Origin of the sequence: Deinococcus indicus, from assembly GCF_002198095.1 — a bacterium.
Lineage (GTDB): Bacteria > Deinococcota > Deinococci > Deinococcales > Deinococcaceae > Deinococcus > Deinococcus caeni.
The window spans coordinates 52,026-78,438 of sequence record NZ_NHMK01000020.1; the positions used below are offsets into that span (position 1 = coordinate 52,026).

At 70.4% G+C, this 26,413-nt stretch carries 24 protein-coding genes; 10 read left to right on the forward strand and 14 right to left on the reverse strand.

Annotation, left to right across the window (positions count from 1 at the left end; translation table 11 throughout):
- Nucleotides 1-52 precede the first annotated feature (52 nt).
- Complete coding sequence (locus CBQ26_RS13065) at nt 53-1,453, reverse strand: MATE family efflux transporter (protein ID WP_088249069.1); 1,401 nt, start codon at nt 1,451-1,453, stop codon at nt 53-55.
- A 200-nt stretch (nt 1,454-1,653) separates the two neighbouring features.
- On the opposite strand from CBQ26_RS13065, the gene lysS reads away from it, so the two are divergent.
- From lysS to CBQ26_RS13100, 7 genes are all read left to right on the forward strand, one after another.
- On the forward strand, nt 1,654-2,841 hold the full coding sequence (lysS, locus tag CBQ26_RS13070) for a homocitrate synthase (RefSeq protein ID WP_088249070.1): 1,188 nt from the start codon (nt 1,654-1,656) through the stop codon (nt 2,839-2,841).
- Between the two features lie 71 nt (nt 2,842-2,912).
- Nucleotides 2,913-3,791 carry a PhzF family phenazine biosynthesis protein gene (locus CBQ26_RS13075; protein ID WP_143342102.1) on the forward strand — a complete coding sequence of 293 codons (879 nt, stop codon included), beginning with the start codon at nt 2,913-2,915 and terminating at the stop codon, nt 3,789-3,791.
- A gap of 78 nt (nt 3,792-3,869) precedes the next feature.
- On the forward strand, nt 3,870-4,913 hold the full coding sequence (rlmN, locus tag CBQ26_RS13080; RefSeq protein ID WP_088249071.1) for a dual-specificity RNA methyltransferase RlmN: 1,044 nt from the start codon (nt 3,870-3,872) through the stop codon (nt 4,911-4,913).
- Nucleotides 4,914-5,021: 108 nt separating this feature from the next.
- Complete coding sequence (locus tag CBQ26_RS13085; protein WP_229844046.1) at nt 5,022-6,629, forward strand: tetratricopeptide repeat protein; 1,608 nt, start codon at nt 5,022-5,024, stop codon at nt 6,627-6,629.
- Nucleotides 6,626-7,672: an SPOR domain-containing protein gene (locus tag CBQ26_RS22860; RefSeq protein ID WP_088249072.1), complete on the forward strand. Its 1,047-nt coding sequence runs from the start codon at nt 6,626-6,628 to the stop codon at nt 7,670-7,672. The genes CBQ26_RS13085 and CBQ26_RS22860 overlap by 4 nt, the downstream gene beginning before the upstream one ends.
- 1 nt (nt 7,673) lies before the next feature.
- Nucleotides 7,674-8,372 (forward strand): redox-sensing transcriptional repressor Rex, encoded by a 699-nt coding sequence (locus CBQ26_RS13095; protein WP_088249073.1) that lies wholly within the window; start codon nt 7,674-7,676, stop codon nt 8,370-8,372.
- Nucleotides 8,369-10,273, forward strand: a complete 1,905-nt coding sequence (locus CBQ26_RS13100; protein WP_143342103.1) for a hypothetical protein — start codon at nt 8,369-8,371, stop codon at nt 10,271-10,273. The genes CBQ26_RS13095 and CBQ26_RS13100 overlap by 4 nt, the downstream gene beginning before the upstream one ends.
- A 114-nt stretch (nt 10,274-10,387) precedes the next feature.
- On the opposite strand, the gene cpdB is transcribed toward CBQ26_RS13100, so the two are convergent.
- The 5 genes from cpdB to CBQ26_RS13125 all read right to left on the reverse strand — a co-directional run bounded on the left by cpdB (nt 10,388) and on the right by CBQ26_RS13125 (nt 16,656).
- Nucleotides 10,388-12,262 carry a 2',3'-cyclic-nucleotide 2'-phosphodiesterase gene (gene cpdB / locus CBQ26_RS13105; protein WP_229844062.1) on the reverse strand — a complete coding sequence of 625 codons (1,875 nt, stop codon included), beginning with the start codon at nt 12,260-12,262 and terminating at the stop codon, nt 10,388-10,390.
- A gap of 257 nt (nt 12,263-12,519) precedes the next feature.
- Nucleotides 12,520-13,167 carry an FAD-binding oxidoreductase gene (locus CBQ26_RS13110; RefSeq protein WP_088249076.1) on the reverse strand — a complete coding sequence of 216 codons (648 nt, stop codon included), beginning with the start codon at nt 13,165-13,167 and terminating at the stop codon, nt 12,520-12,522.
- 82 nt (nt 13,168-13,249) lie between these two features.
- Nucleotides 13,250-14,683 carry an FAD-binding oxidoreductase gene (locus CBQ26_RS13115; protein ID WP_088249077.1) on the reverse strand — a complete coding sequence of 478 codons (1,434 nt, stop codon included), beginning with the start codon at nt 14,681-14,683 and terminating at the stop codon, nt 13,250-13,252.
- 43 nt (nt 14,684-14,726) lie between these two features.
- Nucleotides 14,727-16,004, reverse strand: coding sequence for a glycolate oxidase subunit GlcF (gene glcF, locus CBQ26_RS13120; protein ID WP_088249078.1), 1,278 nt, complete (start codon nt 16,002-16,004; stop codon nt 14,727-14,729).
- A gap of 109 nt (nt 16,005-16,113) precedes the next feature.
- Nucleotides 16,114-16,656: a hypothetical protein gene (locus CBQ26_RS13125; RefSeq protein WP_088249079.1), complete on the reverse strand. Its 543-nt coding sequence runs from the start codon at nt 16,654-16,656 to the stop codon at nt 16,114-16,116.
- A 101-nt stretch (nt 16,657-16,757) separates the two neighbouring features.
- Here CBQ26_RS13125 and CBQ26_RS13130 point away from each other — a divergent pair, with 101 nt between their 5' ends.
- The gene (locus CBQ26_RS13130; RefSeq protein WP_088249080.1) at nt 16,758-17,807 is read left to right on the forward strand and encodes an LLM class flavin-dependent oxidoreductase; all 1,050 of its coding nucleotides are present in this window, start codon (nt 16,758-16,760) and stop codon (nt 17,805-17,807) included.
- 84 nt (nt 17,808-17,891) lie between these two features.
- On the opposite strand, the gene CBQ26_RS13135 is transcribed toward CBQ26_RS13130, so the two are convergent.
- Nucleotides 17,892-19,058, reverse strand: coding sequence for an MFS transporter (locus CBQ26_RS13135; RefSeq protein WP_088249081.1), 1,167 nt, complete (start codon nt 19,056-19,058; stop codon nt 17,892-17,894).
- 190 nt (nt 19,059-19,248) lie between these two features.
- On the opposite strand from CBQ26_RS13135, the gene CBQ26_RS13140 reads away from it, so the two are divergent.
- Nucleotides 19,249-19,785, forward strand: coding sequence for a hypothetical protein (locus tag CBQ26_RS13140; RefSeq protein ID WP_088249082.1), 537 nt, complete (start codon nt 19,249-19,251; stop codon nt 19,783-19,785).
- Here CBQ26_RS13140 and CBQ26_RS13145 read toward each other — a convergent pair.
- The 7 genes from CBQ26_RS13145 to trpC form a co-directional block, all read right to left on the reverse strand.
- A complete protein-coding gene (locus tag CBQ26_RS13145) occupies nt 19,773-20,306 on the reverse strand; it encodes an isoprenylcysteine carboxyl methyltransferase family protein (RefSeq protein WP_088249083.1) in 534 nt (177 codons plus the stop codon). The two genes, CBQ26_RS13140 and CBQ26_RS13145, sit on opposite strands and share 13 nt — an antisense overlap.
- Nucleotides 20,303-21,268 carry a methylmalonyl Co-A mutase-associated GTPase MeaB gene (gene meaB, locus CBQ26_RS13150; protein ID WP_229844047.1) on the reverse strand — a complete coding sequence of 322 codons (966 nt, stop codon included), beginning with the start codon at nt 21,266-21,268 and terminating at the stop codon, nt 20,303-20,305. The genes CBQ26_RS13145 and meaB overlap by 4 nt, the downstream gene beginning before the upstream one ends.
- 113 nt (nt 21,269-21,381) lie before the next feature.
- The gene (locus CBQ26_RS13155) at nt 21,382-22,095 is read right to left on the reverse strand and encodes a histidine phosphatase family protein (protein WP_088249084.1); all 714 of its coding nucleotides are present in this window, start codon (nt 22,093-22,095) and stop codon (nt 21,382-21,384) included.
- Nucleotides 22,092-23,147 carry a phosphoribosylformylglycinamidine cyclo-ligase gene (gene purM, locus CBQ26_RS13160; protein WP_088249085.1) on the reverse strand — a complete coding sequence of 352 codons (1,056 nt, stop codon included), beginning with the start codon at nt 23,145-23,147 and terminating at the stop codon, nt 22,092-22,094. Before purM ends, CBQ26_RS13155 begins: the two co-directional genes overlap by 4 nt.
- A gap of 96 nt (nt 23,148-23,243) precedes the next feature.
- Nucleotides 23,244-23,933, reverse strand: coding sequence for a TVP38/TMEM64 family protein (locus CBQ26_RS13165; protein WP_088249086.1), 690 nt, complete (start codon nt 23,931-23,933; stop codon nt 23,244-23,246).
- Between the two features lie 47 nt (nt 23,934-23,980).
- Nucleotides 23,981-24,913, reverse strand: a complete 933-nt coding sequence (locus CBQ26_RS13170; RefSeq protein WP_244898042.1) for an MBL fold metallo-hydrolase — start codon at nt 24,911-24,913, stop codon at nt 23,981-23,983.
- 11 nt (nt 24,914-24,924) lie between these two features.
- Complete coding sequence (gene trpC, locus CBQ26_RS13175; protein WP_229844050.1) at nt 24,925-25,713, reverse strand: indole-3-glycerol phosphate synthase TrpC; 789 nt, start codon at nt 25,711-25,713, stop codon at nt 24,925-24,927.
- Nucleotides 25,714-25,835: 122 nt separating this feature from the next.
- Between trpC and hpt the strand changes: the two genes are divergently transcribed.
- Nucleotides 25,836-26,363 (forward strand): hypoxanthine phosphoribosyltransferase, encoded by a 528-nt coding sequence (gene hpt / locus CBQ26_RS13180; RefSeq protein WP_088249088.1) that lies wholly within the window; start codon nt 25,836-25,838, stop codon nt 26,361-26,363.
- The last annotated feature ends 50 nt before the right edge of the window (nt 26,364-26,413 follow it).

Sequence of the window (26,413 nt, forward strand, 5' to 3'; positions counted from 1 at the left end):
TGGTCCGCTCGGATTGAACAGTGCCTTGCAGCCCATTCAATCGGAGTCCGTATCAGTGGGCGGCGGCCACTTCCCTGCCGCGTTGTTCGGCGGCAAGTCGGTCCCAGTCGATGCGGCGGCGCCTCCATTCGAAGATCAGGACCTTCACGACTTCCTCGGCGCCGCGCGCGAGGAACACGCCCCAGACGCCCAGCGGGGAGTACAGGCCCAGCCCGATGGCGAGCGGCAGGCCGACCACGAACGCGCCGATGACGTCGCCGATGATCACGCCCTTGCCGTCGGCCGCGCCGGGCAGCACGCCGCCGCCGATGATCATGTTCCGGACCTTGAAGATCTGGAAGAAGGCGCTGATCAGGATGCCGAACAGGGCGATGTGGTGCACGTCACTGCCGACGCGGGGGAACAGGCCGGGAACCAGAACGGCGCTCAGGGCGAACAGCAGGCCGAAGCCCAGGCCGGTGACGATCCCGGCGCGGCTGATGCGCCCCAGCCACAGCTGCGCCGCGGCGGCGTCCCCGGCGCCCAGGGAGCGGCCGATGAAGACGGTGGCGGCGCTCATCAGGCCGAACGAGCCTACGATGAAGATGCCTTCCAGGGTGTGCACGATCTGGCTGGCGGCCAGGGCGGCGGTGCCGACGCGGGCGAACACGGCGGCGTACATGAAGCCGCCCAGGCTCCAGGCGAACTCGGTGAACGCGATGGGGGCGCTGATGGTCAGCAGGGGCGCGGCGATGGACCGCCACGCGTCACGGGCGGGCAGGGCGAGCGCGGCGAGGTGGCGCGGGCCGTAGATCTGGTAGGCGAGCAGGGCGACTTTCAGGGTGTTGGCGAACACCAGCGCCCAGGCGGCGCCGACCACCCCGAGTTGCGGGAGGGGACCGACGCCGAACACGAGGCCGTACGCCAGCAGGCTCTCGACGATCACGGTGATGACGGTGGCGACCAGGGGGGTGCGGGCGTGCCCGAGGGACCGCAGCGCGCCGCTGAGGATCCAGGCGAGGCTGCCGGGAATCAGGGCGAGCATGCTGACCTGCATGTAGGGGGTGGCGGTGCGGGTGACGGCCTCCTCGCCGCCGGCGAGGCTCAGGAGGGGTCCGGCGAGCAGCACGACCGGGACGGTCAGGAGGGCCGCGGCGAGCACGCTGGTGACGACACTGACGGTCAGGGTCTGGTTCACGCCGGGCCGGTCGGCGGCGCCGTGGCGGCGGGCGACGAGGATGGAGGTGCCGCTGCCCAGGGCGCCCAGCGTGACGAAGAACAGGAAGCCCAGGCTGCCGCTGAGGCCGACGGCGGCGACGGCGACCGCGCCGAGCGTACCGACGATGATCTGGTTGATGAAGGTCAGGACGAGCTGGATGACCATTTCCAGGCTGACGGGCACGGCGATGGCCGCGATTTCGCGCCCTGGACTCTTGATCGATTCAGCTGGTGGGGTGGTGGGCACGGCAGACATGGTGTCCACGGTACACCTGCGCCGCGCGGGGCGAATCAGCCGTCTGGCGGGTGCGCGGGTCTGAACCGGGTGCAGGAATCGGGACGGGCCGGCACGCCGGGGGCAGCGGGCTCAGACTCTTATCAAATGACATATATTTAGCCTTTTTGATTGACATTCATCAAGGACGCGCGCAGAATACCGTACGAGAGGCAGCCCCCATGACCCAGGACCCCACCGCGACCGCCGAACACCCCGCCCCCCTGATCCCCGCGACCTCGTGGGCGATCATCGACTCCACCCTGCGGGAGGGCGAGCAGTTCGCACGCGGGAACTTCAAGACCGACGACAAGATCGAGATCGCCCGCGCCCTGGACGCCTTCGGCGCGGAATTCATCGAGGTCACCACCCCGATGGTCAGCGCCCAGACGCACGCCGACATCCGCCGCCTGACCGGCCTGGGCCTGAAGGCCAAGTTCCTGACGCACGTCCGCTGCCACATGGACGACGTGCAGCGCGCCGTGGACACCGGCGTGGACGGCCTGGACCTGCTGTTCGGCACCAGTTCGTTCCTGCGGGAATTCAGCCACGGCAAGAACATCGGGCAGATCATCGAGGCCGCGCAGGAAGTCATCAGCTGGATCAAGACCAACCACCCGGACCTCCAGATCCGCTTCAGTGCCGAGGACACCTTCCGCAGCGAGGAAGCCGACCTGATGGCCGTGTATAAAGCCGTGTCCGACCTGGGCGTGCACCGCGTGGGCCTAGCCGACACCGTGGGCGTCGCCACGCCCCGGCAGGTGTACACGCTGGTCCGCGAGGTCCGCAAGGTCATCCACGCGGAGTGCGGCATCGAATTCCACGGGCACAACGACACGGGCTGCGCCGTATCCAACGCCTACGAGGCCGTCGAGGCGGGCGCCACGCACATCGACACGACCATCCTGGGCATCGGGGAACGCAACGGCATCACGCCCCTTGGCGGCTTCCTGGCGCGCATGTTCACCTTCGACCCGCAGGGCCTGATCGACAAGTATAACCTCGACCTGCTGCCCGAACTCGACCGCATGATCGCCCGCATGGTGGACCTGCCGATTCCCTGGAACAACTACCTGACCGGCGAGTTCGCGTACAACCACAAGGCCGGGATGCACCTGAAGGCCATCTACCTGAACCCCGGCGCCTATGAGGCCATCCCGCCCGGCGTGTTCGGCGTGGGCCGCCGCATCCAGGCGGCCAGCAAGGTCACGGGCAAGCACGCCATCGCCTACAAGGCCCGCGAGATGGGCCTGCACTACGGCGAGGACGCCCTGCGGCGCGTCACGGACCACATCAAGGCGCTGGCCGAGCACAACGAACTGGACGACGAGCACCTCGAACACCTGCTGCGCGAATGGGTCAGCGCGTAGGGGCAGCGCGTGAGGGAAGGTGTCGAGACGGCGCGGCGGGTGGCGCACAGTCGGTGGGCCAGAATGACGGCATGAACGCCGAACCCGCTCCCGTCACCGACTCCGAGACTGCGCCCGTGCCGGACCTGCGCCGGGTGTTCGCCACGCCGGACGGGTCGGGAGGGAAACAGGTGGCTGTCTTTCCGGGCGGGGGCGACGAGCAGGCGCGGGCGGCCGCCTCGGGTGCGCCCCTGAGCGTGTTCGTGCAGGCCGCCGACCCGACGGGCCTGAGACTGCGGGTGTTCACGCCGACCCGTGAGAAGGGCAGCAGTGACAGCGCCGCCATCGCCGCGCTGAGCGCCGTGCAGGGCAGCGCGGGCCTGCTGGACGTGGTGGAGGTCACGCAGGGCGACCCAGTGGCCGGGGGCTCAGGCGCGGGCGGTGAGGTGCAGATGGCGCAGCTGTGCGGCGGCGAGTGGCTGCTGCGTCAGGGCGTGGTGACGGTGCAGGCGGTCACGGCGGACCTGTCGGCGCTGGAGTCGTCGGTGTTGGGGCTCTCCCCTGCCGGGCCGGCTTGGGTGGCCGGGACGGGCCGCCCGAATCTGGTGGCCGAGGTCGCGGACCTGGGCGCACTGGACGCCTTCGTGCCGGACGACGCGGCCGTGGGCGGCGTGAACCGCGCGACGGGCACGACCGGGCTGATCCTGTTCTGCATGGGCGGCCCGGCCCGCGCGGACGTGAGCTTCCGGGCGTTCGGGCCGCTGAAGGGCTTTACCGAGGACGCCGCGAGCAGCAACATGCTCGCCTGCCTGACCGGCGTGCTGGGCCACCTGGGTCGCCTGCTGGCAGACAGTACCCTGATCCGCGCGGCGCAGCGCCGCCCCGGTCAGCCCGCCCGCCTGAGCGCCCAGTACGCCCCGGCAGACGGGGGCACCGAGGTCTGGGTGGGGGGCCGGGTCACGCCGGTCTGACGGGGGCGCGGGAGGGTCGATACTGGTGGTGGGGTGCGCCTCACGGAAGGGACGGGGCCTGCCCCGTACACTGTCTTCATGGAGCTTTTACTGGACCTTCACCCCGACGCCTACCCGTTGCAGGGCTTCCGCCGCAAGCAGCTGCTGGAGTGGGTGTTCGAGCAGGGCGTGGGCACCTTCGACGCCATGACCAACCTGCCCGCCCAGGCCCGCGCCCAGCTGGAGGCCTCGTACCTGCTGAACCCGTTCAAGCTGATCGAGACGGTCCGCAGCGCCGACGGCAGCGTGAAGTACCTGTTCACGCTGATGGACGGCCGGCAGATGGAAGCGGTGTACATGCCGTACCTGGACCGCAAGACCATCTGCGTGTCCACCATGGTCGGCTGCCCCGCCAAGTGCGCGTTCTGCGCGACCGGGGCGATGGGGTTCGGCCGGAACCTGACGCCCGGTGAGATCGTGGGGCAGGTGCTGGCCGTGGCGGGCGGCGAGGGCTTCGCGCCGCGCGAGATCCGCAATCTGGTGTTCATGGGCATGGGCGAGGCCATGCTGAACTACGACAACACCATGCTGGCGGCCCGCATCCTGCTGCACCCGGACGCGCTGGACATGAGCAAACGCCGCGTGACGCTCTCCACGGTGGGTATCGCCAAGGGGATTCAGCGGCTGGCGACCGAGGACGACCTGGGCATCAAACTGGCGATCAGCCTGCACGCCCCGGACGAGGAGACGCGCCGCCGCATCATCCCAACCGGCGCGGTGAACTCCATCGAGGAGATCATGGCCGCCGCCCGCGAGTACCAGTCGGTCACGGGCCGCCGCATCACCATGGAGTACACGATGCTCAGGGGAATCAACGATCACCTGTGGCAGGCGGAACTGCTGGCCGACCTGCTGCGCGGCATGGTCAGTCACGTGAACCTGATTCCCATGAACCCCTGGCCCGGCTCCGACTTCGAGAGCACCACCGAGGAGCAACTCCAGGCTTTCTACGACACCCTGGAAGCGCGCGGCGTGGACGTCAGCGTGCGCCGCTCGCGCGGGCGTGACGCCGGGGCCGCCTGCGGGCAACTGGCGCTGAAACGGCCGTACGCCGTCAGCGGGCAGACGACCGCCGGCGCCTGACCCGGCGCGGCGCTCCCCAGGCGGCGCCGCGCCGGTCATATGAGTAAGGGTTCCGAGAGAGGTTAATGCTACGCTACTCGCGTTTCCGAACACCAGGAGGCCATCAAGGTGACGCAATACACACGCTCCGTTCTGCTGGGCCTGACGCTGGCCCTCGCCAGCCAGGGTGCCGCCCAGACCATGATCGAGACGGTCGGTGCGGCCGGCATTCAGAACACCCTGCAATCCGCCGGTACGCCCGCCATCCCGAAAGTGACCGTTCCCGCCGCGCCGGGCGCCGCCAGTGACGCCGGCAGCGCCGCCACCCCGGCGGTCACCGTCACGCCCCTGACCGCCGAACAGCAGACGCAGCTCGAAGCCGCGCAGGCCGCGTTCCAGGCCCGCAACTACCCGCAGGCGCGCGCTGCCTTCGAATCGCTGATCACGCAGAACTACACCAACCCCGCCCCGCACTTCGGGCTGGGGCTGGTGCTGTTCGCGCAGAACGACGACAAGGGCGCCGCCTTCGAATTCACGCAGTTCGCGGCGCTGGCCCCCACCCGCTTCGAGGGACCGTACAACCTGGGCGTGATCGCCACCCGGCAGGGCAACCACGAGCAGGCGCTCACGCTGTACACCCAGGCCGCCAGCCTGATGAAGGACCAGGCCGGACCGGCCGCGCAGCGTCAGGTACTCGAGGCGCTCGCCGCCGAGCAGACCCGCAAGGCCGACTTCGCCGCCCTGAGCGGCACGCTCGCCGCCATCGGCACCCTGGACCCCCAGGACCTGGACGTGCAGTACCGCCTCGCGCAGGCCCGGACGCTCAGCGGACAGGGCGCCGCCGCGCTGCCCGGCGTGTACGCGCTGCTGGCGCAGGCCCCGGCCCGCGTGGACGCCGCGCTGCTGCTGGCCGACATCTACGTCGCGCAGGGACTCCCGGACCGCGCCGTGCGGGAACTCGACGCGGCCGCCGCGCGCGTCACGAACGGCACCGACCGCTCGGCGCTGCTGCTGCGCAAGGCCAACGTGCTCGCCCAGGGCGGCGACACGCGCGCCGCCGTGTTCGCCGCGCAGGACGCCACCCGCGCCGACAGCCGCAACGCCGCCGCCTTCGCCCGCGTGGGCGAACTGCGCGCCCTGCGGGGCGACCGGCCCGGCGCGCTGACCTTCTACCAGAACGCCGTGAAACTCGCCCCTGACAACGCCGCCTACCGCGCCGCGCTGGCCGGGGTGCGCCTGACCCTCAACCAGAACGCCGAGGCGGCCGCCGACGCCGCGCTGGCCCTGACGCTGCGCCCCGACGACACCACCCTGGCCCGCGCGCTGTTCGTGCAGGGCGTCGCCGCCTACCGCCAGGGACAGTACGCGCAGGCAATCCGCGCCCTGAGTTCCAGCCAGACGCGCGCCCCCAGCGCCGACACCAGCCTGTGGCTGGGCCTCAGCGCGTACGCGCAGAAGGACTACGCGGCCGCCGCGACCGCGCTGGGCGAGAGCGTGAAACTGAACCCCACGCCCACCGCCCGCCTGAACCTCGCCAGCGCCCTGCTGGCCAGCGCCCGCTACGCGGAAGCCGAGGCGATCCTGCGCGGCCTCGTCAGTGACGACCCGAAGAACGCCGAGGCGTGGTACCAGCTGGGCCTGTCGCAGCGCGCCCAGGCGCGTGAACCCGACGCCCGCGCGTCCCTGAAGACCGCCGCCGCGCTGGGCAGCACCCGCGCCGCCGGAGCGCTCCGGTGAGCCGCGCTCCCACCACCCCGCGCCGCTGGCCCGACCTGCTGATCGGCCTGCTCGTCCTGCTGCTGCTGGGCGGCTTCGGCACCCTGCTGCTGCGCGGCAACCCGCAGATCACCCCGGCCACCGGGACGCCCACCACGGAAACCGCCGGCGAGGCCAGCATTCCCGGTGCGCCCGGCACCACCGAGACCGGCGGGATCACCACCGCGCCCATCACGGCCGCCCCCAGCACCGACACCCCGGCCGCACCCACCGGCGAGCCTGCCCCGCAGGACAGCGCCGTCACCGACGCGCCGATCATCGAGGCGGCCCCCATCGGCACGCCCGACCCGGCCATCACCGGCGACACCGACCCGGCAGCCACCACCGACCCCGATACCGCCGACGCCACCACGGCCGACGCCACCGACGAGGCCGACGCGGCCGACACCGATCCGGCCGGCGGTCCCGCCCCCAGGCCCGAAGGCGCCGTGGCGACCAGCGAGACGCGCGTGCCGCTGCGCAGCGACTACCGCATCACCCTCGGGACGTTCAGCAGCGCCGCCGCCGCACAGACCGCCGCCGCGCCCGTCCAGGGCATCGGCTACACCGTCTACCCCATCGACGTGGGCGCGCAGGTCGTCGCGCAGGTCGGTCCCTTCGCCGACGAGCAGAGTGCCCGGCAGGCCCTCGCGGACGTGCAGCGCGCCTACCCCGGCGCGGTCCTGTACCCCCCGCGCAACCAGCCTGCCGCCTCCACGCCCACCACCGCCACGCCGGCCCCCACCAGCACCCCCCAGGCCACCAGCACCGACCCGGCCCCGGCCGCCAGCGCCCCGGCAGCCCCCAGCGGCCCCACCTACCTGCAGGTCGGCGCGTTCGACCGCGTGGAAAGCGCCCAGAACCTCGTGCAGCAACTCCGGGATCTCGGGTACAACCCCACCGTCAACGCCCCGGAAGGCCGCAAGGTCACCGTCCTCGTCGGCCCCTACGAGAACCCGGACGCCCTGACCCGCACCGAAACCCGCCTCGCCACCAACGGCCTCGACAGCTTCCGGGTCCGCTAACGTGGCCGAAATTCCCACCGCCGCCATCAGCCGCCTCGTCACCTACCTGCGCATCCTCGAACAACTCGAAACGCAGGACATCAGCCGCACCAGCAGCAGCGACCTCGCCGAACGCGCCGGCGTCAGCGCCTTCCAGGTCCGCAAGGACCTCGCGTACTTCGGCCGCTTCGGCACGCGCGGCATGGGCTACACCGTCCCCATCCTGAAACGCGAACTCGTGCGGGTCCTCGGCCTGAACCAGACCTGGAACGTCGTGATCGTCGGCGTCGGCCGTCTCGGACAGGCCATCGCCAACTACCCCGGCGCCAGCGACTACCAGTTCCAGTACGTCGGCCTGTTCGACGTGAACCCCGCCCTGGTCGGCCAGCAGGTCCGCGGCCTCACCGTCCGCCACACGGACGAACTCCGCGACTTCACCCGCCACAACACCGTCGACATGGGCTTCCTGGCCGTCCCACCCGAACACGCCCAGGACGCCGCGCAGGCCCTCGCCGACGCCGGCGTCAAAGGCATCCTCAACTTCGCACCCGTCGTCATCCAGCCCCGCACCCTTGAGCGCGGCGGCCCGCAAGAAATCAGTGACGAATGGCGTGGTCTGATCGTCGAAAACATCGACTTCCTCGCCGGCATGAAACGCCTCGCCTTCTACATCCTCAACCCGCACCTCAAAGACGCCCCCACCCCGGAGGACCCCGCATGAAGAAACTCTCGCTTCTGACCTTTTCCCTCATCCTTGCGGCGTGCGGATCACAGACTTCCCCAGATGGTGGCTCTGTAGCTGTCAGCGCCAAGTCGAACACCGTCGCAGTTACCGCTGGTAACCTGACTGGCTCGACCAGTTTTACGTTCACGAACAAGGCTGGCGGCCGTGAGGCGACGATCTCGACTGCGACCATCACCTGGACAGATCCGGCCAGTAACACGGCCAAATCAGAAACAGTCAGTCTGTCCCCTTTTACGTTGCCGTCCGGCTTCACATGCGCCAACACGGCCAGCAGCTGTAATTACAACGATCCCGGCACCACTCCAGCTGATCGCAGTGTCGACAGGAACATCAGCGACGCCGATCTATTCAGCAAAGTCCTGGCGGCCAATCCCGCAGTCACCAACCTGCCTCTGTCGGTCCGTTTCAACAACTCTCAAAATGCAGTACCGTTTACCTTCACCTCGAAAACTACGACAGGGGGCGACGGCTCAGGTGTACCGACAGAAGCAGCGCCCGCACCGCTTATCACCATCAACTCAACGGGCACGCCGCCGCTCAGCGGCAACCTGAGTGTCAGTGTGTCGGGCAACTTCGATGTGACCAGCAAGGTCAAGAATCTCGTGCTGGAAATCCGTGACAGTAAAGGCAACATCGACAACACCACCTACACCAGCGCCAACGCCAATGCGACATTCAGTATCGATACGACCAAGTACGCCGATGGTGATCTGACCCTGAAGGCGATCGGCCTGACCGAAAGCAACCTGCGTGGCGAGAGCGCCGCCCAAACTGTAAAGGTTCTCAACGTGTCAGCTCCGACCATGACCATCGTGAGCCCCGATGCAGGCACGGTCATCACAGGACCCACCACTGTGAGGGTACAGTTCCGGCAGTCTGTCAGCACCTTCAAACTCCAGCCATTGAGTGGCAAGGACGATGTAAAACTCGAGGTGCGCGACTTCCGCGGTCAGGTCGTCAAAACTGTTTACGGCCAAGCGCTCCAGGTCAGTTCAGGCATCTACGAGGCGTTCATTCCGCTCGACATCATCGGACCGGAATTCTCCAGCAATACCTACAACATCACGGCAACGGCCCAGGCAGTACTGGCCGACGGCAGTACCCGGAGTCTGAGTAGCAGCAACAACATCAGCACGAAGGTCAGCGACAACAAACCCCCAGCCCTGAGCATCCTGATGCCCGGCTATATTACTGATCCTTACGCCACGCCCACTCGCGCCATCATCACCCGCACCTCTGCAATTGCCATCCAGACCAGTGACGATAACGGCGTCAGCAGTCTGCGTGTCGATCTGGTCTGTGATCCGGCGACCGCTGTGGCCGGCCAGGTGTGTCCGTCGGCCCCGTACTCTTACAACGTGCCTGTCAATCTCGCTGGCATCATGTTCCGTGTCTTTGAGCTCGGCGCCCTGATGGACGCTCAACCGTACGTTCAGAACGGCAACTACACCATGCGCGTCACCTCGTATGATGGCACCAACGCCAACATTCAGGAGATGCCCATCCGTATCAGCCGCACAGCCAGCGAGTCGGTGATTGCCGGACTGGGTTCAGGCGTCGTCACTACCGTCGTTCCCGACAGCACTCCCGGAGCTGTGAACCCGACCTCTGCCACCTGGACGATTCCCGGCGCTACCACCAATGAAGTTCGCGTGATCACGCTCGCCTATGACAACACCATGGCGACCCTGGTACCTACCCGACAGCGCATTGATCCGGTGCTCCCGGCCGGTACTACCCTGAGCGTCACACAGTCGTTCAAGGATGAGGGCAGCTACCGAATTGATTACATCGTGCAGGATCTGACAACCGGCTTCACCCGCTACTACCAGGGCGGCGAAGTGGTCGTTAAGAAGAATCCCACCGCCACTCCCTGATACGGACTCGGATTGAACGGGCTTTGCAGCTCATTCAATCGGAATCCGTATCAGCCTGAACGAGGAAGCCCCCCACCGCACTGGTGGGGGGCTTCCTCGTGTACTGCTGTGCGTTCAGTTTTTGATGGTGTATTCGGCGAAGCCGTCGTCGCGGGTGCGCAGGAGGGCGGCGCCCTGGGGGAGGTATTTCTGGGCGTTGGGGCTGCTGATGTAGAGCAGGGTGGCGCCGGGGATGGGGGTGAGTTTCCAGTTGCCGTCGGCGGTGGGGTTGACGGTTTTCTGTTCGTTGAAGTATTTGACGAGGGCTTCGCGGGTTTCGTCGGGGGCCTGGAGGATGATGTTCTTGCCGTTCAGGCCGGGGAAGCTGCCGCCGCCGCTGGCGCGGTAGTTGTTGGTGGCGATCACGAACTGCTGGTTGGGGTCGATGGGTTTGCCCTGGTAGCTGAGGTTCTTGATGCGGCGGGCGGCGGGGTTGGCAACTTCGCCGCGGTTGTTGTAGCGGTTGGGTTGGGTGACGTCGATTTCGTAGGTGACGCCGTCGATCACGTCGAAGTTGTAGGTGGGGAAGGTTTCGTCGACGAGGGCCTGGGGTTCGGTTCTGGTGGGGTCGATCTGTTTGAACTGTCCGGCGCTGCGTTCGAGCCATTCCTGGACCTGCGCGCCGGTGACGAGGACGGCCTGGACGGTGTTGGGGTAGACGTACAGGTCGGCGACGTTCTTGATGGCGAGCGTGCCGGCGGGGATGTCGGTGTAGTAGCTGACGCCGGCGCGGCCGCCGGCTTTGAAGGGCGCGGCGGCGGACAGGACGGGCAGGTCCTTGTACTGGGTGGCGCTGAGGGCGGCCTTGACGTAGGCGGTCTGGGCGTTGCTGACGAGCTGGACGCTGGGGTCGTCCTGCATGAGGGCCCAGTAGGAGTTGATGGGGGCGCTCAGGTCGGCGACCTTGCCGCGCACGTAGCCGAGGGTGCCCTGGTGGGCAGTGTCGACGGCGGCGGCGACGGTGGTGTCGGCGGTGACGAGGCTCTTCTTGGCGGTCTTGTCCCAGATGGGGCGGATGCCGCCCTGGGCGTCCACGATGGTCCACTTCTGGGTTTTGCGGTCGAGGCTGAGTTTCAGGTCGGCGACGCCGAGGTTGTTGCCCCAGAAGCCGGGCATCAGGACGACCTTGCCGTTGATGGTGCCTTTGGCGAGGTTCACGCCGGGGACGTCCTTGTAGGAGGCGCTGGGGAATTCGAGGTGGCTGTGGCCGGTGAGGACGACGTCCAGTCCGGGGACCTTGGTGAGTTCCGCGCCGGCCTGTTCCTGGCCGGGGGTGTACGTGCCGGAGTTGATGCCGGTGTGGGCGAGCGCGACGACGATGTCCGCGCCCCTGGCTTTCATCTCGGGGACGAATTTCTGGGCGCTCTGGACGATGTCCGTGACCTGTACCTTGCCGTCCAGGTAGGCCTTGTCCCAGTTGAGGATCTGGGGGGGCGTGAAGCCGATCACGCCGACGTTGATGTAGTACGGGCGGCCCTGGGTGTCGCGGACGAGTTTGCGCTGGATGACGTAGGGGGTGTAGCGGTTGCTGCCGTCCAGGTTGAGCACGTTGGCGTTGACGTAGGGCATGGGGGCGGTGGCGAGGACGCGGTCGAGGTAGTCGAGGCCGTAGTTGAATTCGTGGTTGCCGAGGGTGGCGCCGTCGTATTTCAGGGAGCGCATGGCCTGGTGCATGGGGTGCAGTTCGCCGTCCTTGATGGGGGCGATGCGGGCGGCGTAGTCGCCGAGGGGGTTGCCCTGGATCAGGTCGCCGTTGTCGAACAGCAGGGTGTTGACCTTCTCGGCGCGGGCCTTGGCAATCAGGCTGGCGGTGTATTCCAGGCCGAATTCACCGGTGGGTTTGTCCTGGTAGTAGTCGTAACCGCGCGCGGCGGTGTGCAGGTCGCTGGTTTCGAGGATGCGGAGTTCGACGGTCTGGGCGCCGGCTGCACCGAGCAGCAGGGCCGTCATCAGGGAGATAGTTTTAAACACGCTGCCAAGAATAGCGAAAAGCGTCAGGATTGTATCGGCCGTTCCCATCTGGGTGGCAGGTCATGGAGGTGGGGTCCGCGCGGAGGCCAGCGTGTCTGGCTTATGCGGACTCCGTTTGTTTCGCCGACAATCCGGAACTTCACCGGATTGCCAGCTCCACGTCCGGAATCCGTTTCTCTCCCACTCGCTTCGCTCGGACCCAGCGGGCTTTGCAGCCCATTCAATCGGAGTCCGTATTACAGGCTGGCGGCCAGGGTGCGGAACAGCGTGGGCGGCGTGGGGTGGGCGGCGCCGTCCTGCCAGCCGAAGCGCAGGTCGCGCAGGGGGCCGCCCTCGCCGACGCCCATGCCCTGCGGGAACAGCGGGGCGTAGTCGGGTGGGGTGGTGACGGGGACCGCACCGGGCAGGTCGAGGGCCGTGCGGACCTCGCGTTCGTGACCGAAGTGCACGACGTGCGTGCCGTCCGGGGCGGCCCAGGTGAAGCGGGCGGCGGTGGGGACCAGCGGGCCGGGGTGGACGACGTGCCCGGCGCTCAGGCCGGGGCGCAGGCGCAGCGTGACTTCCAGCGCCTCGCCCAGCAGGCCGAAGCTGCCCACGAAGGGGCGGGTCAGGTCGTAGCCCTGCACGTTCTTGACGGTGCGGCCGCCCGCGCGGATCACGCGGCCGCTGGGGGCACGGAAGGTGACGCCCAGAATGTCGGACGCGAACGGGAACGTCTGTCCGAAGCCGCCGCGCAGGATCAGGTCGCCCACCGTGCCGGGCAGGTTCACGCGCGGGAACGGTGGGTACAGGCCAGCGGGCAGCGCGGCGAAGACCTCGGGGAGGGTGGTGTCGCCGCTGACGGTGACGGTCTGATCGCCGGGGGACAGGTCAAGGATGGTCATGGGGCGCCTCCAGCAGGGTAAATGGTTGATGGTTGAAAGGAGATGGACGAACGGCCCCGCTGGTTCCATTGACCATCAACCATCAACCTTCCACTCCTTCCGCAGGAAGAATCTTGCCGGGGTTCAGGGCGAGGTGCGGGTCGAGGGCGCGTTTGACGTTCCACAGGGCTTTCAGGGTGGCGGGGTCGACGGCGTCGGTCATGAAGTCGCGTTTCATGGAACCGATGCCGTGCTCGCCGCTCAGGACGCCGCCGTGCCGCAGGGCGACGAGGGCGATGTCGTGCGCGAGGTCGTGGACGGCGTGCGTGTCCTCGTGGCGGGGGTCGAAGAGGATGTTCGGGTGCAGGTTGCCGTCGCCGATGTGCCCGAACTGCACGAGGCGGAAGGGGCTGGCGTCGCCCAGGGCGCGGATCTCGCGGACCACGTCCGGGAGGGCCGAGCGGGGCACGACGATGTCCTCGTTCATGCGTTGCGGGCGGATGCGGCCCAGCGCGGGGCTGACGCTGCGCCGCGCGCGCCACAGGGCGGCCCCCTCGGCGTCGGTGGCGGCGCGGCGCACGGTGCCTCCGGCGCGTTCGCAGGCGTCAGCCACGAGTTGCAACTCGTCCTGCACGGTGTCCAGGTCGTCACCGTCGGTGTCGACCAGCAGCACCGCCTCGGCGTCTCGGGGCAGGCCGAGGTTCAGGTAGTCCTCGACGGCGTTCGTGCAGGCGCGGTCCATGAATTCCAGTTTGCTGGGCACGGCCCCGGCGGCGATGGCGGCGCTGACCGCCTCGGCGCAGGCTCCGACCTCGGGGAAGTGCGCCATCAGGGTGCGGGTGTGCGGGGCGGGCGGGATCAGGCGCAGGGTGGCCTCGGTGATCAGGCCCAGGGTGCCCTCGGAGCCGATCAGCAGTCCGGCGAGGTCGAAGGCGTCGCGGGTGACGTGGTGCTCCTCGCCGTCCGCGTCCACGAAGCTGAGGGCGCGGACGTAATCGCCGGTCACGCCGTACTTGAAGCACATGGGGCCGCCCGCGTTCTCCGCGAGGTTCCCGCCGATGGTGCTCGTGCGGAAACTGGCGGGGTCCGGCGGGTAGATCAGGCCGTGCGGGCGGGCGGCGTCGGTGACGGCCAGGGTGATCACGCCCGCCTGCGCCTGCGCCTCGCGCCGCTCGGGGTGGATGGTCAGGCGGGTCATGCGCGTGAACGAGATCACCAGTCCCGGTTCGGTGGGGGCCGCGCCGCCCGACAGGCCGCTGGCAGCGCCGCGCCCCACGATGGGCACGCCCGCCGCGCGCGCCGCCCGCACGGCCGTCACCACGTCCCCGGTACTTTCAGGCAGCACGACCGCCAGCGGCGTGGCACCGAACTGGATGGCGTCGTAGCGGTAGTTCAGGCGTTCGGACAGGTTCGACAGGACCTTGCGCGGCCCCAGCGCGCGGGTCAGCTCGGCGGCCAGCGCGCTGGGTGCCCCCCCGGCCGAGGCAGGCTTGCGGGCACCCGAATTCGTGGTCAGCGCCAGTTTCTCCGTGCTCACGAAACCCCTCCTCCATCAGCCATCGACCATCCCCTCTCCCCTTTCACAGTTCCCCCCGGTACGCCAGATCCAGAATCTCGACCGTGTGCATGACGGGCGCGCGGTCGCCCTGGCGGCGCACGTGGCTCTGGATCTGGGTGTGGCAGCCGATGTTGCCGCTGGCGATCAGGTCGGGCGTGGTGGAGAGGATGTTCCTCGCCTTGCGCGCCCCGAGTTGCGTGGCGAGTTCGGGCTGTTCGAGGTTGTACGTGCCGGCCGAGCCGCAGCACAGGTCCCCCTCGGGCACTTCGAGGACGGTGACGCCGGGAATGGCGCGCAGCAGGTCGCGTGGCTGGGCGCGCACGCCCTGCGCGTGGGCGAGGTGGCAGGCGTCGTGGTACGCGACCTTCAGGGGGCGGCTGGCGGGCAGGGTGGGTTCCAGCGTGCCGCCGGCCAGCAGGCCGCCCAGGTACTCGCTGATGTCCATGACCTTCGCGGCGAAGGCCTTCGCGCGGGCCTCGTCGGGCTCGCCGTGCAGGACCATCGGGTACTCCTTGAGGCCAGCGCCGCACCCGGCGGCGTTCGAGAGGATCGCGTCGAAGTCGTCCGGGTTGAAGGCGTTCAGGTTCGCGCGGACCAGTTTCAGCGCCTCGTCCCGCGCGCCGGTGTGCAGCGCGGCGGCGCCGCAGCAGCCCTGCCCGTCGGGAATGACGACCTCGATGCCGTTGCGACTCAGGACGCGCAGGGTCGCGGCGTTGAAGTTGGGCGTCAGGGCCTGCTGCGCGCAGCCGACCAGGAACGCCACTCGCCCCCGACGCACGCCGCGCGCGGGCGTGAAGGGCGCACTGGGCTGCATGGCGGGCACCGATTCCGGCAGCAGGTCCAGCGGACTGCGCAGCGCGGCGGGCAGCGCGGGCGCCAGCGGCTTGACAAACTGGCCCAGGCGGGCGGCCACGCTGAACACCTTCGGGGCGGGCAGGACCTTCAGGATCGCGGCCCGCTTGGCCCGGTCCAGCGGACTGCGCTGGCGTTGTGGCTCGCTCCAGCCCCGGAAGGCGGTGATCAGTTCCCCGTACGGCACGCCGCTGGGGCAGGCAGTCACGCAGGCCTGACAGCCCAGGCAGCGGTCCAGGTGCGGGGCGGCGTCCAGCAGCGGCAGCCCCCCCTCCAGCACCTCCTTCATCAGGACGATCCGGCCGCGCGGGCTGTCCATCTCGTCGCCCAGCAGCGCGTAAGTGGGGCAGGCGGGCAGGCAGAAACCGCAGTGCACGCAGGCGTCCACCGCGTGCGCCATGACCTCGCCCTGCCCGCCGAGGGTCTGCACGGGAATGTCGTTGTTCAAGCGTGGAACCTCATGCCCTACAGGATAGGCGCGGCCGGGCGGGACGACAGGGCGCGCGGACGCTGTGGGCTAGGGGGGTACGGGCCAGGGGGTGCCCCGCGCCTCGGCGTTACTTGGTCAGCCAGCGAAGGATCAGGTCCGCACTGCGCACCGGGCTCAACCCCGACACGTCCAGTGTGGGTGCGGGCCACTCGCTGCGATCTGCATTCAGCCAACGATCCCACTGCATGTCCGGCCAGCTTCCCTGGGTGATCACGTCCGGGCGCCACAGCGGGTCGTGGTGGTGCAGGCGCAGCCATGCCGACCAGTTCAGGACATCCTGCGTGTCCTGACCGTCACCGCGCGTCCGCAGTCGCCTGATGCGCTCGACGTCACCGACGTCCAACAGGGCGTGACGGACCGTTGCAGTGCCGGGCATCGAGGGGGCAGCCAGCACCTCGCCTAGCGGGCACGGCCCGAGCAGCCCGAGAGTTCGCCCCGTCCCCAGAGCGGCCCGGATCCACTCATCTGTCACCTGCTGCCGCTCGGCTTTACCACCACCTCGCCACCGCTCGTCGAAGTCGTGCCAGTCGACTTCCGGGCACGCGCCTTTCAGGTGGGGCAGCAGGGTGGTCTTTCCGACGCCGGACGCACCGGCCAGCACGATCAGCATGCGCCGACTCTGACAGGTCCAGGCCCGGCAGACATCCGTCACCTGACCTACCGTGACCACGCGCAGCTTTTCCGTGTGCGCTCAGGCGCAGACTGCCGGGCATGAGTGTTTCCTCTCCCCTGCCGCTGTCCGTGCTCGACCTTGTTCCCGTGCCGCTGGGGTCCAGCGCGGCCGGGTCGGTGGAGGCGGCGCTGGCGTACGCGAAGGCCGCCGAGGACGCCGGGTTCACGCGGTACTGGGTGGCCGAGCATCACAACATGGGCGCACTGGCCTCCAGCGTGCCGCTGGCGGTGCTGGCCGCCGCGTCGCAGCGCACCACGCGCATCCGGCTGGGGTCGGGCGGCGTGATGCTGCCCAACCACGCGCCGCTGAGCGTGGCGGAAGGGTACCGGCTGCTGTCGGCCCTCGCACCGGACCGGGTGGACCTGGGCCTGGGGCGCGCGCCGGGCACGGACGGCCGCACGGCCCGCGCACTCCGGGGCGCGCAGGGAATGATCGAGGAGTCCTTCGAGCGGCAACTCTCGGACCTGATCGCCTTCGGCACCGGGCAGTACCCGGCCGGGCACCCCTTCGCGGGCACGGTCGCGGCCCCAGCGGGCGAGGGCCTGTTCCCGCCGCTGTGGATCCTCAGCAGCAGCGGCTACGGCGCGCATGTGGCGGCGAAAGCTGGCGCGGGGCTGGCGTTCGCGTGGCACATCAACCCGGACACCGCGCAGGCCCGCGCCGCCGCCGACGCGTACCGCGCTGCGTTCCAGCCCTCGGAAGCCTTCCCGGAACCGCGCGTGATCGTCGCCGCGAGCGTCGTGACTGCGCCCACCGCCGCCGAGGCCGAGGAACTCAGCCTGCCGCTGGGTCTGATGTTCCTGCGCCTCACGCGCGGCGAGAGCGCCCCCTACCCCACCCTCGCCGAGGCCAAGGCCTACCCGTACACCCCGCAGGAACGCGCGCTGGCCGACTCCATGCGCCGGCGTGCCATCATCGGCGACCCGCAGAGTGTGGCCGCGCGCCTGCACGCCCTGGCCCGCGACGCGGCTGCCGACGAGGTGATCGTCAGCCTGAACATCCCCGACGCCGCCCAGCGCCGCGACACCCTGAAACTGGTCATGGACGCCGTCCGCGCGCAGGAAGCTCGGGAACTCGCACCCGCCTGACAATCAGGAGGCATGACAGGGTGGGTCCTGACCTCGGGACCCACCCTGCTGTTATATGGAGTCCGTATCCGGCCCGGCCGCCGATCAGCTGAACTGCACCTTCTTCGGTTCCGGGAGGCGCGCGGCGATGAGGGCGCTGGGAATCAGCAGGCTCAGTGCGGCGAGGGCAGCGGTGGTGGGGCTGGTGGCGTCGGCCAGCGCGCCGACAAGGAACACGAGGAGACCCGCGAAGCCCCAGGAGAAGCCCATCATGATCGAGCTGGCGACCGCGACGTGGCCGGGCGCGTACTCCTGCGCGGTGACGACGCCGACGGGGATGCTGGCGTTCACGGCGGCCCCGACGATGAAGGTCAGGGGGTAGAACCACCAGTGGGCGGGGCTGGAGAGGATCAGCAGGGCGAAGAAGGGGATGGTGGTGAGGATCGCGCCGCGCAGGACGGTCACGCGGCCCAGGCGGTCGCTGAGTCGTCCGCCGACGATGCCGCCGATGGCGCTGGCGACCGAGTACACGGCGAGCGTGACGGCGACCTCGCGCGCGCCGTAGCCGCGTGCCAGGAGCATGAACGGCAGCATGGCGTTGTAGCCCATGCTGGCCAGTGAGCGCAGGACGGCCATGGCCCACAGGGATACCAGGGGGCCACGGAAGATGCCCGCGTAGTCCCGCAGGGGGATGCGTTTGGCCTTCTGCACGCCGCTGGGGGTGACGGCGAAGGTGATGGCGGCGACGACCACGCCGATCAGCGCGAACCACGGCAGGTGCGTGAGGCCCACCCCGGCGAACACCGGGCCGAGGGCCATACCGGCGGTGCCGCCCGCGCTGAACAGGCTGGCCCACAGGCCGCGCCTGTCGGGGGGGCTGTGCTGCGCGACGTAAGCCGCTCCGGCCGGGTGGAAGAATCCGCTGCCAAGTCCGGCGACCGCGACGAGCAGGATCAGCGCCCCGAACCAGGGCACGAAGCCCATGAGGGTCAGGCCGATCCCGGTCATGAGGGGGCCGAGCGCGGCGGCGTAGCGGCGGTCCAGTCGCTCGCCCAGGATGCCCAGCAGGGGTTGCAGGACGCTGCTGGTCAGCGAGTACACGCTGGACAGCAGAGTGACGGCGGCGATGCTGACCCCGTACTTGCTCTGCAGGGCAGGGGTCAGGGGCGTGAGCATGGCGCTGTAGGCGTCGTTGATGAAGTGCCCGGCGGTGACGGCCACGGCGATGGCGGTGGCGTGGCGGGTGGCGGTGGCGGTGGCGCTGGCCTGCATATGGGCTGCACGGTACTGCGCGCGGCGGGGTGGGGTGGGGGTGACAGGCGACGAAGGGCGTCCCGGCGTCCGGACTGGCGGGCCGCCGCGTCCCCGCCCCCCCGGACGCACCTGATCGTTCAACATTCGGTGAAGACGACCCGGAGCAGCTGTGACAGCCCCGCAAGACCCGTGACCCTACCCTGGGAACATGACTGACCTGTTCCGCGCCTCGATTGCCCGCGCCCTCCCCAGCCCGGAGCGGGTGCGGGAGTCCCTGCGGCAGCTGAGCGGGCCGGACCTGCAGGCGGCCGCCGAGTACTTCAGCCGGACCCTGCCGGAGTTCGACGTGGCGGTCGCGTTGCCGGGCGCGGCGGGACTGGCGCAGGCGGTGGCGGACCTGCGCGGCGCGTTCCTGGTGACGGCCGGTCGCACGGCGGCGGGCCGCTGGGAGCTGGTCGCGCCGGACATGGCCGGCATCACGCGGGAGCTGGGGTCGGGGCGGCGGCCGGCGCGGGCCGCGCTCTTCACGCCGCAGCTGAAAAGCGGCCTGAAGGAACTGGAGGTCCTGCTGACCGCCGCCCGGCCCGGCTGGCTGGTGCCGGCGCTCGCGGCGGGCGTGGCGCGCACCGACGCGCTGGGCCGCGCCCGCCTGGAATTACAGGGCGTGCGGGTGGTAACGCCGGTCATGCTGGCCGACACGCCCGGCGGACTGGTGTTCGAGCGCCGTTATCCTCACTCGGCCTGACGCGCCTGCTGCCCGGCGCGGTAGTGGGCCAGGGCGCGTTCCTCGGCCGGGATGCGGATGCCCAGCAGCAGCGCGGCGTTCAGCAGCGTGAAGGCCAGCGCGGTTCGCCACGCGCCCACCGCGAGTGGCGCGGCGGCGAGTTCCAGCGCCACGACCGCGTAGTTCGGGTGCCGCAGGTAGCGGAACGGGCCGCCCGTGACGCGCTGCCCGCCCGGCACGATCAGGATGCGGGTGTTCCAGTAGCGGCCCAGCGTGCGGATCACCCAGTAGCGTAGTGGCTGGGCCAGCAGGAACAGCAGCAGCGCCGGGACGTTCACGCGCCGACCGTTGCGGCCTTCCAGGAACGTGAACACCATCCAGGCGGGGTGCAGCACGAAGAACAGCGGGTAGTGTTCCTGGCCGTACTCTGCGGCGCCCTGCTCGCGTGCCCAGCGTTCGTTGCGGCGCGCGACCCGCAGTTCCAGCAGGCGCTGCGCGGTCAGGAAGGCCAGCAGGCCGCCCGCCAGTGTGCGGGCCTTCACGACTGCTCCAGCAGGGTGTCGGCGGCCTCGTCGGCGCTCAGTTCACCACGGGCGACGCGGGCGTACAGGTCGCCGCTGCGTTCGCGGGCCAGTCGCAGCAGCCGCTCCTGCACCAGGGACCGGACTTCGAATTCGGCGCGGGCCTCGCGGCGGGCCAGCAGGCCGGCCTCGCCCAGGTGGGCGCGGTGCGCCTCGACCGCCTCGATCAGGGTGTCGGTGCCCTCGGCGCGGGCGGCGACCGTGCGGCGGATGGGCGCCATCCAGGTGTGCTCGTCGTGCGCGCCGAGGCCCTGCGCGGCCATCAGTTCGCGCACCGTGCGTTCCGCGCCGGGCAGGTCGGCCTTGTTCACGGCGATCACGTCCGCGATCTCCATGATGCCGGCCTTGAAGGCCTGCACGCCGTCCCCGCCGGCCGGCGTGAGGACCAGCAGGGTGTGGTCGCAGGCGGCGGCGACGTCCACCTCGGACTGCCCGACGCCCACGGTTTCCAGGATCACCCAGTCGAAGCCCGCGCCCTCCAGCAGGGCCAGCACGGACATGGTGCGGGCCGACAGGCCGCCCAGCGCGCCCCGGCTGGCGAGCGAGCGCACGAACACGCCCGAGTCGGCGTGGTGGCGCAGCATGCGGATGCGGTCCCCGAGGATCGCGCCGCCGCTGTACGGGCTGCTGGGGTCCACGGCCAGCACCGCGACCCGCTGCCCGCGCGCGCGCAGGGTGGCGATCAGCGCGTCGGTCAGGGTGCTCTTGCCGCTGCCGGGGCTGCCGGTCACGCCCAGCACCACGGCCCGGCCTCCCTGGCGGGCGGTGCGTTCACGCGCGGCGCGCAGCAGCGGCCGGGCGCCCGGCAGGCCGGCCTCGGCCAGCGTGACGGCGCGGGCCAGGGCGCGCAGGTCCCCGGCGCGGTAGCGGGCGAGCAGGTCGCCGGGCGGCGGACTGCCCGCCGGGGTCAGCGGGGCGGTCACGGCCTGCCCCGGCCGGAACGGGTGGATGGAAGGGAAGGCATGTGCCTCTCAGGCTAGCGCATGGGCGCGCGTCGGGGTTCAGCCGCGCAGGACGCCGTTCCCGCGACCGCCGCTCACGGGGCCTGCCCGAGGACGTCGTCGGCCTCTGTGGCTTCCAGCAGGCTTTCGAGGTGGGCGTCGTCGTTGAAGCCCAGCAGCATGCCGCTGCCCTGGCCCAGCAGGACGCGCGTGACCGAGGTGTTCGACACGCTCAGGCGCGCCCAGGCGTTGGCGGGCACGCCGCCCAGCGCCAGACCGACCGCCACGCGGACCACGCCGCCGTGCGTGAACACCAGCACCCGCTGGCCGGGGTGCCGCGCCTGGATCTGCGTGAAGGCCTCGCCGCTGCGGGCGTACAGGTCCTCCATGCTCTCCCCGCCGGGGCGGCGGGTGCTCCAGGGTTCGGCGCTCAGGGCCTGCAGGTACTCGGGGAAGCGGGCGCGGATCTCGTGGATGGTCAGGCCCGCGAGTTCCCCGACGTGAATCTCGCGCAGGCCCTCGTCGGTCTGCACCGGGGGTGCGCCGTGCAGCCGCTCGGCGACGATGCGGGCGGTCTGGGCGGCGCGGGCCAGGTCGCTGGTGTACACGGCGTCGAAGGGTTGCGCGGTCAGCCGCTCGGCGAGGCTGGACGCCTGCAACACCCCGATCGGGCTGAGCGGCACGTCCGTCTGCCCCTGGTAGCGGCCGTCGGCGTTCCAGGTGCTCTCGCCGTGGCGCACGACCCAGAATTCCGTGGCGGTGGCGCGGTCCGGCGCGGCGAAGCCGGTGGGGGCCAGCCGCCTGGTCAAACGGCTCCCGTGAAGGTCACGCCCTGACCGGCCGTCATCTGGCCGATCACCCAGGGCTGCTCGCCGGCGGCCCGCAGGGCGTCCAGCGCCGCCTGTCCCTGCGCGGCGGGCAGGATGAACAGGAAGCCCACGCCCATGTTCAGCGCGCGGAAGGCCTCTTGGCGTTCCACACCGGCGCGCGCCACGATCAGCTCGAAGACGGGCGGGACGGTCCAGCTGCCGGTATCGACCTGCATGCCGATCCCGTCGGGGAACACGCGGGGCGGGTTGTCGATCAGGCCGCCGCCCGTGATGTGCGCCATGCCGCGCACGTCCACCCCGGCGGCCTGCAGGGCGTCGAAGGCCGGCAGGTACGAGCGGTGCGGGACGGGCAGCAGGTCCGCGAGCGTCTGGCCGTTCAGGTCGTCGCGCGCCTCGTTCCAGTCGAGGTCGTCCAGGGCCATGCGGGCCAGCGAGAAGCCGTTGGTGTGCAGCCCCGAGCTGGGCAGCGCGATCACGGTGTCGCCCGCCTCGATGCGCGCGCCGGTGATCAGGGCGGGGCGGTCCACGACGCCCACGATGGTGCCCACGATGTCCAGTTCGCCGTCCACGTACACGCCGGGCATCTCGGCCGTCTCGCCGCCCAGCAGGGCCACGCCCAGCGCCTCGCAGGCCTGCGCCGCGCCGGTCACGACTTCCGCGACCCGTTCGGGCGAGAGTTTGCCCATGGCGACGTAATCCAGGAAGAACAGCGGGCGCGCGCCCTGCACCAGGATGTCGTTCACGCAGTGGTTCACGATGTCGCCGCCCAGCCCGCCGAAGCGTCCGGTGCGGACCGCGACCTTGGTCTTGGTGCCCACGCCGTCGGTACTGGCGACCAGGACCGGGTCTTCCATGTGGCCGAACGCGGCGCGGAACAGACCGCCGAAGCCGCCCAGGCCGCCCAGCACGTTGGGGGTGTGGGTGCGGGCCACCGCGCCCTTCATCAGGTGAACGGCGCGGTGGCCGGCGTCGATGCTGACGCCCGCGCGTTCGTAGGCCGACGCCTGCGCGCCTTGCTTGCTTTCAGTCATGTGCTCCTGCCTCCTGCAGTCCGCTGAGCGGACGTTCAGTGCAGTGTAACCAAACTCGCGCTGATCGGGGCCGGGCGGGGTCGGGGACAAGCGGGGTCAGGGCCGGGCGGCGCGGCGGGCCAGCAGCCAGCGGATCAGGCCGATCAGGCCCACCACGCCGGACAGCAGGCCCAGGCCCCACAGCATGCGCTGCGTGTCCCCGCTGAGCCACACGACGAGCAGCGTGACCGGCAGCGCCCCGATGGCGGTGGCGATCATGAACGGCCGGAAGCCCATGCGGGCCGCGCCCGCCACGAGGTTCATGACGTCGGCGGACAGGACCGGCATCAGGCGCACCATCAGCACGCCCTGCAGGCCGTAGCGGGCGGCGAAGTCGTGTGCGGCGCGGCGGGCGCTCTCGCCGGCCAGGGTGCGGACCAGGGTGTCGCCCAGCGTGCGGCCCAGCGCGTACCCGGCGGCCGCGCCCAGCAGCGTGCCCAGGTACACGATCAGGAATCCCTCGTAGGGGCCGTAGGCGCGGGCGGTCACGGCGGTCATGACCAGCGCCGGGAGCACCGGCAGGACCGCCTGCAGCACGAAGCCCGCGATCAGCGCGAGTGGCCCGGCCCAGCCCAGGTCGTCCACGAATGCGTGCGTGACGCGCGGGTCGCTGCTGGTCAGGGCGGCGTACGCGCGGCCCAGGAACTCGCGCACGTCCGGCTGGAGGGCCGCGCCGCCCATCAGCAGCAGTGCGCCGCCCAGGATCAGCCAGCGCAGGTAGCGGGGTGGGTGAACGGCGGCCGTCATCGCGGCCCAGTGTAGGGGACGGGCAGATGAGCTGCGACCATCAAAAGTTACGGTTCCTGCTGCGGCCGGGCCGGACGGCCCGCAGCGAGGGCGGCTGATGGGCGGGGCGCGGCGGCCAGCGGCACGGTCAGGTCGTCGTGCGCGTACTGCCAGCCGGGCGGCAGGTGACCGGCGCGGCGTACGTCCACGCCGTGCGACAGGTGCGTCAGGACGACCCGCCCGGCCGCCTGCGCCCACGGGAGGGTCAGGGCCTCGCGGACGTCGTACACGCTGCGGCCGCTCAGGGGCGCGCCGGACTCGTCCTCGAAGGACGTGCCGAGCAGCAGGGTGTCCAGGCCCGCGCCGCCGGGGCCGCGCAGCCATGTGCGGGCCAGTTCTGGCGGAATGCCGATGGCATCCGTGACGACCGCCGCCGACCAGCCCTCCCGCCCGGCCCCGGCGGGGCGGTCCAGGCGGTAGGCGTGGCTGTGGCCGTTCGCGCCGTGCGGCACCCGGAAGGCCCGCACGGTCACCTCGCCCACCGGCACGCCCTGCGGCGGGATGGGCTGCACCGGCCCCGCCCCGCCCGCCGGGAAGGCGTACGGGAAGCGCGCGGCGATCTGCGGGACCACCTCGGGCGGGGCGTACACCCGCAGCCGCCCGTCGGCGTAGCGCACGTAGTCGAGCAGGTCGCCCAGGCCCAGCAGGTGGTCGTTGTGCGCGTGCGAGATGAACACCGCGTCCGGCACGAGCGGGCCGTTCAGGCGGGCCAGTCCGGCGTGCGTGTCGGGCCCGGCGTCCAGCAGTGCCGACTGCCCGTCCGAACGCAGCAGCGTGGCGGTGCGGGTGCGGCGATTCACGCCGGGCCGCCCGTCCACGCCGCGCGCCTCGGTGCAGACCGGGCAGGCGCACCAGAAGCGCGGCACGCCCTTGCTGTCGCCCGTGCCGAGCAGCGTCAGGGAGTCGGTCTGATTGGGGCTGATGTCGGCTGGGCCAGTCACGGGGTCATCGTTCACGGGGTCATCAGGTCACGCGCGGCGCGGGCGAGGTCGCCGCTGCCCGCCAGACTGCTGCCCACCAGCACCGCGTCCGCCAGTCCGCGCACGGCGGCGATGTCCTGCGGGGCGCGGTAGCCGCTCTCGGCGACCAGCACGCCCGCGAAGCCCGCGTCACGCGCCCGGCGGATCAGGCGCGGGCTGACGTTCAGGTCGATCTCCAGGGTGGTCAGGTCGCGGTTGTTCACGCCGATGATCCGCGCGCCGGCCTCCAGCGCGATGTCCAGTTCGCGGTCGTCGTGAACCTCGACCAGGGCGTCCAGGCCCAGGTGGTGCGCCGCACTCAGGTACTCGCCGGTGTGTTCGTGCAGCACGCTGACCATCAGCAGCGCCGCCGACGCGCCCCAGTCGGCCGCCTCGCGCAGCATGGCGGGATGCACCACGAAATCCTTGCGCAGCGCCGGCAGGTCGGTCACGGCCACGACCTCCAGCAGCGCCTCGCGGTTCCCGTCGAAGTACCGGGGTTCGGTCAGGACGCTGATGGCGGACGCGCCGCCCGCCGCATACGCCCGCGCCGCGTCGGCCGGGTCGAGCGGCGCGATGGCCCCCTGGCTGGGACTGGCGCGTTTCACCTCGGCGATCAGGGACAGGTCCGGGGCGCGCAGGGCCGCCTCGAAGCGCCGCGCGGCGGGGCGGGCGCCTCCCAGGGCGGGGTCGGCGTCCCGGTAATCCCCGGCGCGGAGGTCCACGATGCGGCCCAGCACGCCCGGAACGCGCGTCAGGTCAGGGGTGCTCAGAACAGACATGCGCCGAAGCATAGAGCATTTGCCCCGCCGGCCAGGAGTCGGGCGCAGGAGTCGGGCGCAGGAGTCGGGAGCGGGCGCGGCCGGGACGGACCGCCACGCCCGGCGTGTTAGCCTGAGCCACTATGAGTCTCGCCCCCGGCAACGGCCCCGTACAGATCACGCAGGACCAACTTCAGGCCCGCATTCACGAAATCGCCGCGAAAATCCGCGAGGACTACCACGGCATGGAACCTCACCTGATCTGCGTCCTGAACGGCGCGTTCATGTTCCACGCCGATCTGGTGCGCGCCATCGACATGCCCTGCACCATCGACTTCCTGCAGGCCAGCTCGTACGGCAACGCCAAGCAGAGCAGCGGCGAGGTCCGGATCGTCAAGGACCTGCAGTTCCCGATCAGCGACCGGCACGTGATCCTGATCGAGGACATCGTGGATACCGGCATCACCATGAACTACCTGCTGCACTACCTGGAGGGCCGTGGCCCCGCCAGCCTGAAGATCGCGGCGCTGCTCAGCAAACCCAGCCGCCGCAAGGTCGAGATTCCCGTCGAGTACCTGGGCTTCACCATTCCCGACGCGTTCGTGTACGGCTACGGCCTGGACCGCTCGCAGTTCGACCGGAACCTGCCCTTCATCACCAGCCAGGAGTGAACGGGCGGCGGGGGAGCGGCCACTCCGGGTGAACCGGGGCCGCTCCCCCG